Annotated in this window: 7 protein-coding genes; 4 read left to right on the forward strand and 3 right to left on the reverse strand. The window is 74.8% G+C overall.

From position 1 onward, the window contains the following. Window positions 1-49 precede the first annotated feature (49 nt). Window positions 50-2,614 (forward strand): SpoIIE family protein phosphatase, encoded by a 2,565-nt coding sequence (locus ACFVTF_RS27525; RefSeq protein ID WP_387817125.1) that lies wholly within the window; start codon window positions 50-52, stop codon window positions 2,612-2,614. 113 nt (window positions 2,615-2,727) lie between these two features. Further along, window positions 2,728-3,744 carry a YihY/virulence factor BrkB family protein gene (locus ACFVTF_RS27530; protein WP_331744881.1) on the forward strand — a complete coding sequence of 339 codons (1,017 nt, stop codon included), beginning with the start codon at window positions 2,728-2,730 and terminating at the stop codon, window positions 3,742-3,744. Between the two features lie 22 nt (window positions 3,745-3,766). Here the strand turns inward: ACFVTF_RS27530 and ACFVTF_RS27535 are convergent, their stop codons facing one another. Beyond that, window positions 3,767-5,305, reverse strand: coding sequence for a bifunctional phosphatase PAP2/diacylglycerol kinase family protein (locus ACFVTF_RS27535; protein WP_387817127.1), 1,539 nt, complete (start codon window positions 5,303-5,305; stop codon window positions 3,767-3,769). 88 nt (window positions 5,306-5,393) lie between these two features. Then, window positions 5,394-5,765 carry a winged helix-turn-helix transcriptional regulator gene (locus ACFVTF_RS27540; RefSeq protein ID WP_387817128.1) on the reverse strand — a complete coding sequence of 124 codons (372 nt, stop codon included), beginning with the start codon at window positions 5,763-5,765 and terminating at the stop codon, window positions 5,394-5,396. Window positions 5,766-5,875: 110 nt separating this feature from the next. Between ACFVTF_RS27540 and ACFVTF_RS27545 the strand changes: the two genes are divergently transcribed. Continuing rightward, entirely contained in the window at window positions 5,876-6,715 is an 840-nt protein-coding gene (locus ACFVTF_RS27545; protein ID WP_387817129.1) for an SDR family oxidoreductase, read from the forward strand. 140 nt (window positions 6,716-6,855) lie between these two features. Beyond that, on the forward strand, window positions 6,856-7,029 hold the full coding sequence (locus ACFVTF_RS27550) for a CsbD family protein (protein WP_387817130.1): 174 nt from the start codon (window positions 6,856-6,858) through the stop codon (window positions 7,027-7,029). A gap of 184 nt (window positions 7,030-7,213) precedes the next feature. Here ACFVTF_RS27550 and ACFVTF_RS27555 read toward each other — a convergent pair. Then, the coding region (locus ACFVTF_RS27555) for a hypothetical protein (protein ID WP_387817131.1) at window positions 7,214-7,892 on the reverse strand (679 nt) is incomplete at its 5' end.

Genomic DNA, 7,892 nt, shown 5'->3' on the forward strand with positions numbered 1-7,892 from the left:
CGAGCCCGCGCGCCCACCCCGACAGTCCAGAACCCAGGAGCCGACAGCCGTGCACCACCCGCAGGAGCCGCGCGCCACGGACCGTCCGCAGGAGCCGCACGCCACGGACCGCCCCGCAGCGGTCGGACCGACCGACACGCCGAGGGTCGGAGCGCAGCGGGGCGCCGCCGAGGCGCAGGCGGCGGCCCGGGCCCGCGCCGATGGCGAGTCCGCGGCGGTCGACCGGCTCGCCACCACGGTGGAGCGGCTCAGGCTGGAACTGGAACAGGCCCAGGCCCAGGCGGCGGGCCGCGCCGTCGTCGAGATGGGCGTCGGAGTGCTGGTGGAGCGCCTGCGGTGCGGGCCCACCGAGGCCGCCAGGCAGCTGGAGAGCCTCGCGGAGCAGGCCGGGGTGACGGTCCTGGCGCTCGCCGCCGACCTGGTCAACCAGGCCGCGGCGGACGAGATCTCCGCCCTCGCCCGCGAGTTCGTCGCCGACGCCTCGGCTCCCGCGGCCGAAGCGGTGGCCGTGCGGCTGCGCAGCGCCGAGGCGGACGTGCTCGCCGGCGGTGACGCCGCGGCGGCGGCGCGTTCCATGCTGGAGCACGCGCTGCGGCCGCTCGGCGCGTCCGCCGTCGCCATCTGGGCCGCCCACCCGGACCTCTCCCTGTCGCTGGCGGGCAGCGCCGGTTTCCCCGAGGAGGAGGCACGCCGCTGGCGCCACGTCCCGCCGGGCGTGCCGACCCCCGCCCGCCGGGCCCTGGACGAGCGGGCGGCGATCGGCTACCCGACGCTCGCCGGCGCCTCGCTGCCCTCGATCGGCCAGCACGAGATCCACGGCGGCCGGCTCGCCGTCCCGGCCGGCGTCGGCGGGCGGCTCATCGGCGTCCTGGAGATCTGCTGGCCCGGCACGCTGCCCGAGCGCCCCCAGCCGCTCCAACGCCAGTTCGAGGCGCTCGCCGAGCTGGCCGCCACCACGCTGGAGTCCTGGAGCGGGCAGGAGCCCGCCGCCTGCGACCCGGCCGACGCGCAGTTCAACGAACTGCGGCAGCTCACCGACGGCCTGCTCGACCCGTGCATGATCCTGCGGGCGGCGCCGGACAGCGACGAGTTCCCGCCCCGGTTCGTGATCCGGCACCTCAACCCGGCCTTCGTCGACTTCGCCGGCCGGCCCACCGGCGTGATCACCGGCACCCGCCTGCTGGAGGCGTACCCGCTGGCGGCCGAACCGGGCGGTCTGGCCGACAAGGTCGAACACGTCTTCGCCACCGGAGAACCCTTCCGCGCCCAGGACATGCGCCTCGCCGCCCTGGTCGACGGAGTGCCGCTGACCACCCGGGCGCAGGTGAGCATCAGCCGGCACGGCAGCCACCTCGCGGTCGTCTGGCGCCTCGACGACGGCACCCCGCGCGTCGCCCGCCTGCTGCAGCACGCCCAGCGGCTCGGCCGGATCGGCGGTTTCGAGGAGAACCTGCGGACCCGGCAGATCGCCTGGAACGAGACGGTGTTCGAGCTGCACGGGCTGCCGCCCACCGCCGCTCCCCTGGCCCTCGACCAGCTCCCCGACCACGCCCACCCGGACGACCGCCACGCCATCGACCGGTTCCTGCGCACCCTCCTGCACCACCGGCGCCCGGCCTCCACCGCCTTCCGCCTCCAACGGCCGGACGGCGTCACCCGCCACATCCGCGTCGTCGCGGAGCCCGTCCGCGATCCCGGCAGCGGTCTCGACGGCGATGCCGGCAGCAGGCTCGACAGCGCTCCCGGCAGCGGTCTCGGCACCGTCCGCGGCGCCTACCAGGACATCTCCGCCCAGCACTGGACGGAGGTCGCACTCGCCGCCACCCGCGACCAGCTCGCGCAGAGCGAGCAGCAGGCGGCCGAACGCAGCCGCCTCGCCCTCCAGCTCCAGCACGCCATCATGCCGCCCACCCGGGGCCCGCTGGACCTGCACGACCTGAGCGTCGCCGTGCGCTACCGCCCGGCGGAGAAGGACCACCTGGTCGGCGGGGACTGGTACGACACCCTCGCCCTGCCCTCGGGAGACGTCCTGCTGTGCGTGGGCGACGTCTCCGGGCACGGCATCGAGGCCGCCACCGGCATGGTCGCGCTGCGCAACGCCCTGCGCGGCCTGGCCGCCACCGGCGCCGGGCCGGCCCAGCTGCTGAGCTGGCTCAACAGCGTCACCCACCACCTGACCGACAACGTCACGGCCACCGCGGTGTGCGGCCTCTACGAACCCGCGACCCGCCGGCTGCGGTGGGCCCGCGCCGGGCACCCGCCGCCGGTCCTGCTGCGTGGCGGGCGGGCGGCCGTCCTGCCCCAGCTGGGCGGCATCCTCCTCGGCGCGATCGGCCACGCCGACTACGAGCAGGGCGAGCTCGTCCTGGAGGCCGGCGACACGCTGGTGATGTACACCGACGGGCTCATCGAGCGCCGCGACGAATCCCTCCAGGCGTCGCTGACCAGCCTGACGGCCCTCGCCGAGGAGTCCCGCACCGGGGCGACCACCAGCTCGGACACCGGTTCGGACACCGGTTCGGCCAACCTCGAAGAGCTCCTGGACCACCTGCTGCGCTACAGCAACGCCGACACCGACGACGACACCTGCCTGGTCGGAGTGATGGTGCGGTAGCGGTCGGACGGGCAGGACCGGCGCATGTGCGCGCCGAACCGGGGCACCCGAGCCGCCTCCCAGGGGCGGAACCGACGGGTGTCGCGGGCGCGGCCCGGGGCACACGCCCGGGCATGAACCCGATCGAACGGGCCCTGCGCGCCGTGGACCGCTTCCAGCAGCACCACCGGGTGCCCGCCGTGGTCATCGGCGTCGTGCGCAAGTACGGGGACGACCGGGGCGGACTGCTGTCCGCCCTGATCACCTACTACGGCTTCGTCGCCCTGATCCCGCTGCTGCTCCTGCTCAGCACCGTCCTCGGCTTCGTCCTGCACGGCCACCCCGGGGCCCAGCAGTCCGTGCTGAACTCGGCGCTCGCCGACTTCCCGATCATCGGCGACCAGCTGCGCCAGAACGTCCACTCCCTCCAGGGCAGCGGCCTGGCACTGGCCATCGGCGCGCTCGGCCTGCTGTACGGGGCGCTCGGCATCACGCAGGTCCTCCAGCACGCCATGGCCGAGGTCTGGAACGTGCCCGGGGTTCAGCGGCCCGGCTACTGGCCCCGGCTGGCGCGCGGCCTGCTGCTGTTCACCGTCCTGGCCGCCGGCCTGGTGCTGGGCACGGCGGCCGCCTCGCTGGTCGGCAGCGCCCTGGGCGGCGTGCCCGCCCGGGTCGGGGGCCTGCTGGTCTCGGCGCTGCTGAACACCGCCCTGTGCCTGGCCTGCTTCCGCGTCCTCACCCCGCGCGAGATCCCGACCCGGGCCCTGCTGCCCGGCTGCGTCGTCGCCGGGCCGCTGTTCACCGTCCTCCAGGCGTTCGGTTCGCTCCTGGTGACCCACGAGCTGCGCCACGCGGGCCAGGTCTACGGCTTCTTCGCGACCGTGATCGGCCTGCTCTCCTGGCTCTACCTGGCCGCGCAGATCACCGTGTACACCGCCGAGGCCAACGCGGTGCTCACCCGTCGGCTGTGGCCCCGCAGCCTCCTGCAGCCACCGCTCACCGCCGCCGACCAGAAGGTGCTGTCCTCCGTCGCCCGCCAGGAGGAGCGCCGCCCCGAGCAGCACGTCGAGGTCTCCTTCCACGACGGGGAGCGGCCCGGCGGGGCCGGGGACGACGGGCCGCGCGGCCCGTCGTCCCCCGACGCCCGGTGACACCAGGTGAAACCCCCTGCGGCTACCGCCCGCCCCCGCCCGGGCCCCGCAGCTCACCCGCCGGGGCGGCGATCGCGGGCCGGTACACGGTGAGCCCGGCCGGGGCCTTGGACAGTCGCAGGGCACCGCGCGCGGGGACGCTCTCGCCGTCCACGGCGATGCGGTCGGCGTCGCCGAGGGAGTCCAGGTCCAGGGCGCGCAGCCGAACAGCCCGGTAGACCCGGGAGCGGTCCAGGGTGCCGGAGAGGAAGGCGGCGGTCAGGCGGGTGCGGGCGAAGGGCCGGCCGCCGTCGACGACCCGGACGTCGAGCTGTCCGTCGGCCAGGGCGGCGCGGTGGGTGGGGGCGAAGCCCGCCGGTTCGTACGCCCCGTTGCCGGCGAACAGCAGCCACAGCCGGTGCGGGCGGCCGTCGGCGTGGACGGTGACGGGTTCGGCGGTCGGCAGCAGCTTGGCGACGGCCACCGCGAGGGCCGGCCACTTGCCGATACGCTTCTCCAACTTCTCCCGCTGGTGGACGAGTTCGGGGTAGATGCCGAGGCTGAAGGTGTTCACGAAGGTCCGGGTGCCGGCGTCGTCGGCGGCCAGGCCCAGGTCCACGCCGACGGCGGTGCCGGCCTCGACGGCCTCGGCGGTGGCCTCGTGGGTGGTGGCGCCGAGGTCGAGGGCGAAGTGGTTGAGGGTGCCGCCGGGGAAGACCGCCAGCGGCAGCGCGCGCTCGACGGCCAGCGCCGCGGCCAGGTTGACGCTGCCGTCGCCGCCGCACACCCCGAGCGCGCCGCCGGCCCGGGCGGCCCGGTCGGCGGCCTCCGTCAATATCTTCGCCAGGTCGTCCTGCGGCCCGCACACCCGGACGTCCGCCTCGGGCAGCAGGGCGCGCAGCGTCCCGGCCACGTCCTCGGCGTCGGGGGCGAGCGGAGAGCCGCTGCCGGAGCCCGAGTTGACCACCACCGACAGCCCCCTCCCCTGCGGCAGGGCCGGGGCCGGAGAGGAGGCCGGGGCGGCGGGCGGCGGCACGTCGGAGGAGCGCGGCCACCAGTGCAGGGTCGCGGCGGCGGCCGCCGTACCCAGCGCCGCACCGGCCAGGACGTCGCCCGGGTAGTGCACGCCGGTGTAGACGCGCGAGAGGGCGACCGCGGCCGCGACCGGCGCGACGGCCGCGCCCAGCAGCGGGGACTCGATCGCCACGCCGGCGGCGAAGGCGGCCGCGGACGCGGAGTGACCGGAGGGGAAGGAGGTGGTGACGGGCTGGCGCAGCAGCCGGCGCACGGCCGGGACGGCGTCCAGCACCGGGCGGGGTCGGCGGGTGGCGTGCTTGGCGACGGTGTTGGCGGTGGCCGAGGCGATGGCGAGCGAGCCGAGGCCGCGCAGGGCCGCGCGTCGCCCGCGGCGTCCGCCGACCGCGCCGAGGACTGCGGCGGTGCCCATCCACAGCACCCCGTGGTCGGCGGCCCGGCTCAGCGCCCGCAGCCAGGGGCGGGTGCCATGCAGTGGCGCGGCGGCGATGCGGTCGAAGAGGGCTCGGTCTATGGCGTCCAGTCGGGTGGTCTTCAATCGCTTCATCCGACGAACCTACGGCGCGCGGGCGACAACGCCGAGGAGGAGGCCGGGGGTGTGTCGCGCCGCTGTCCCGCGTCGCTGTCCCGCACCGCTATCCCGCGTCGCGCGGCGGCAGCCCCCGGGTGATCCGGTCGAACAGCTCGGCCAGCGGCTCGCCGAGGTCCTGACCGAACTCGGTCAGCCCGTAGGTGACCTGGGGCGGTGTCGTCGGCTCGACCCTCCGCCAGACCAGGCCGTCCTGGACCAGCGCGCGCAGGGTCTGGGCGAGCATCTTCTCGCTGATGCCGTGGATGCTCTCGCGCAGCTCGTAGAACCGCAGGTCGTTGCTCTGCAGGGAGATCAGCACCCAGATGCCCCACCTGCTGGTCACGTGGTCGACCACATCGCGCGCGGGGCAGTCGGTGTGAAACACCTCATACCGCTTCCCGGCCTCACCCTGCCTGCCCTGCACACCTACCACCATGTCCTGAGCTTACGTCAAGGTATGTCCTTACCAAGGGTTAGCCCTGGCTCCTAGCGTGAGGACCACCGAGGCCGCAGCGGCCGCGGCGGACGTCGAACGAGGAGCTGACCATGATCGTGGTGACCGGGGCTACCGGAAATGTGGGCCGGCCGCTGACGCGGGCACTGGCCGAGGCGGGCCGACAGGTGACGGCGGTGTCGCGGCACGCGGCGGCGGTGCCGGACGGTGTCCGCCACGTGGCGGCCGACCTGGCCGGGCCGGCCGGCCTCGAACCCGCGCTGGCCGGGGCGGAGGCGCTCTTCCTGCTGCTGTCCGGCGACCTGCACGCCGCCGGGGCCGACCCGGCCGACCTCATCGGCCAGGCCGTGGCCGGCGGGGTCCGCCGGATCGTCCTGCTCTCCTCGCAGGGCGTGGCGACCAGGCCCTTCGGCCCGACACGGATCGCGATGCGCGAACTGGAGGACGTCCTGCGGGGGTCCGGCGTGGACTGGAGCATCCTGCGGCCGGGCGGCTTCGCCTCCAACGCCCTGTGGTGGGCCGAGTCCGTCCGCGCACAGCGGGTCGTCGCCGCGCCCTTCGGCGACGTCGGGGTGCCGATCATCGACCCGGCGGACATCGCCGACGTCGCGGCGGCCTGCCTGCTGGAGGACCGGCACAGCGGCGGCGTGTACGAGCTGACCGGCCCGGAGGTGATCACCCCGCGCCGGCAGGCACAGGCCATCGCGGCCGCCCTGGGCTCGCCGGTGCGGTTCCACGACCTCACCCGCGACGAGGCCTCCGCCGCCATGGCGCAGGGCATGCCGGTGGAGCTCGCCGAGGACACCCTGGACATCCTCGGCTCCCCGAACCCGGCCGAGCTGCGCGTGAGCCCGGACGTGCAGCGGGTCCTCGGCCACGCCCCGCGCCCCTTCGCCGACTGGGCCGCCCGCAACGTCGCCGCCTTCCGCTGAGCCGGCCCAAGCGGCCCCTTCGGCACCGCGCCGGTCCACGGCCGACGGCCGACTCCGGATGGTCCGGGTGTGGAACCGCCGATCCCGGGCAGACGCCGTCCGGGGTGGACCGAGCCCCCACTACCGAGAGGACTGATCCGATGAGTGCCAAGGACAAGCTGCACAACGCGGCCGAGAAGGTCCACGGCAAGGCCAAGGAAGCCGCCGGACGGGCCACGGGCGACCGGGTCGTCGAGGCCGAGGGCCGGGGCAAGCAGATCAAGAGCGACCTGAAGCAGGCCGGCGAGAAGATCAAGGACATCGGAAAGGACTGACCCGATCCGACCGGCTCGACCGTCCCCGCCCCCGGCCGCTGGACCCAGGAACCCGTGGGGACGCCGTAGTCCCGCGTGACCGGCGAGGGCGCCCGGCCGCCACGCGCCAAGGCCCGAACCCTCTCGGGGTTCGGGCCTGGCGGTGGCGGTCCGCGCACGCGGTGGGTCTGCGGCTGGGGTGCGATCAGCCGATCTGGCCCCAGGGAGAGAAGGGGCCGCCGGGGGTGGCCTGGCTGCTGCCGGCGACGTTGCCACTGGTGGAGGTCACATAGATGGCGATGGTGTTGAACTGGCTGAACACCGCGCTCGGATCGCTGGCCACACCCGTCGGGTCACCCGCGTCCGCGACCGTGACCCACGATCCGAACGGACCACCCGGGGTGTTCTGGTTGCTGCCCTGGATGGTCCCGGCGGTGGTACGGGCGTAGACCACCATCGTGCCGTTGGGCACCTGGAGCGCAGCGGGCTTGCCGACGAACCCACCACCCGACGAAAGCTGCTGCCAGGGGGAGAAGGGACCACCAGGTGTGCCCTGACTGGCACCGACAACGTTGCCGCCGGCAGACGTCACATAGACCGCGATGGTGCCGGACTGGGTGAACACCACACTCGGGTCACTCGCCACACCCGTCGGATCACCCGCATCAGCAACCGTGACCCACGACCCGAACGGACCACCCGGAGTGCTCTGGTTGCTGCCCTGGATGGTCCCGGCGGTGGTACGGGCGTAGACCACCATCGTGCCGTTGGGCACCTGGAGCGCAGCGGGCTTGCCGACGAACCCACCACCCGACGAAAGCTGCTGCCAGGGGGAGAAGGGACCACCAGGTGTGCCCTGACTGGCACCGACAACGTTGCCGCCG

This window comes from Kitasatospora sp. NPDC057940, assembly GCF_042887425.1.
In the GTDB taxonomy this organism is placed as follows: Bacteria; Actinomycetota; Actinomycetes; order Streptomycetales; family Streptomycetaceae; genus Kitasatospora.

Bases quoted from the DNA above. Each gene is read 5' to 3' on its own strand.
- ACFVTF_RS27540 (WP_387817128.1), bottom strand. From the start codon at position 5,765: ATGGTGGTAGGTGTGCAGGGCAGGCAGGGTGAGGCCGGGAAGCGGTAT.
- ACFVTF_RS27530 (WP_331744881.1), top strand. From the start codon at position 2,728: ATGAACCCGATCGAACGGGCCCTGCGCGCCGTGGACCGCTTCCAGCAG.
- ACFVTF_RS27535 (WP_387817127.1), bottom strand. From the start codon at position 5,305: ATGAAGCGATTGAAGACCACCCGACTGGACGCCATAGACCGAGCCCTC.
- ACFVTF_RS27550 (WP_387817130.1), top strand. From the start codon at position 6,856: ATGAGTGCCAAGGACAAGCTGCACAACGCGGCCGAGAAGGTCCACGGC.
- ACFVTF_RS27545 (WP_387817129.1), top strand. From the start codon at position 5,876: ATGATCGTGGTGACCGGGGCTACCGGAAATGTGGGCCGGCCGCTGACG.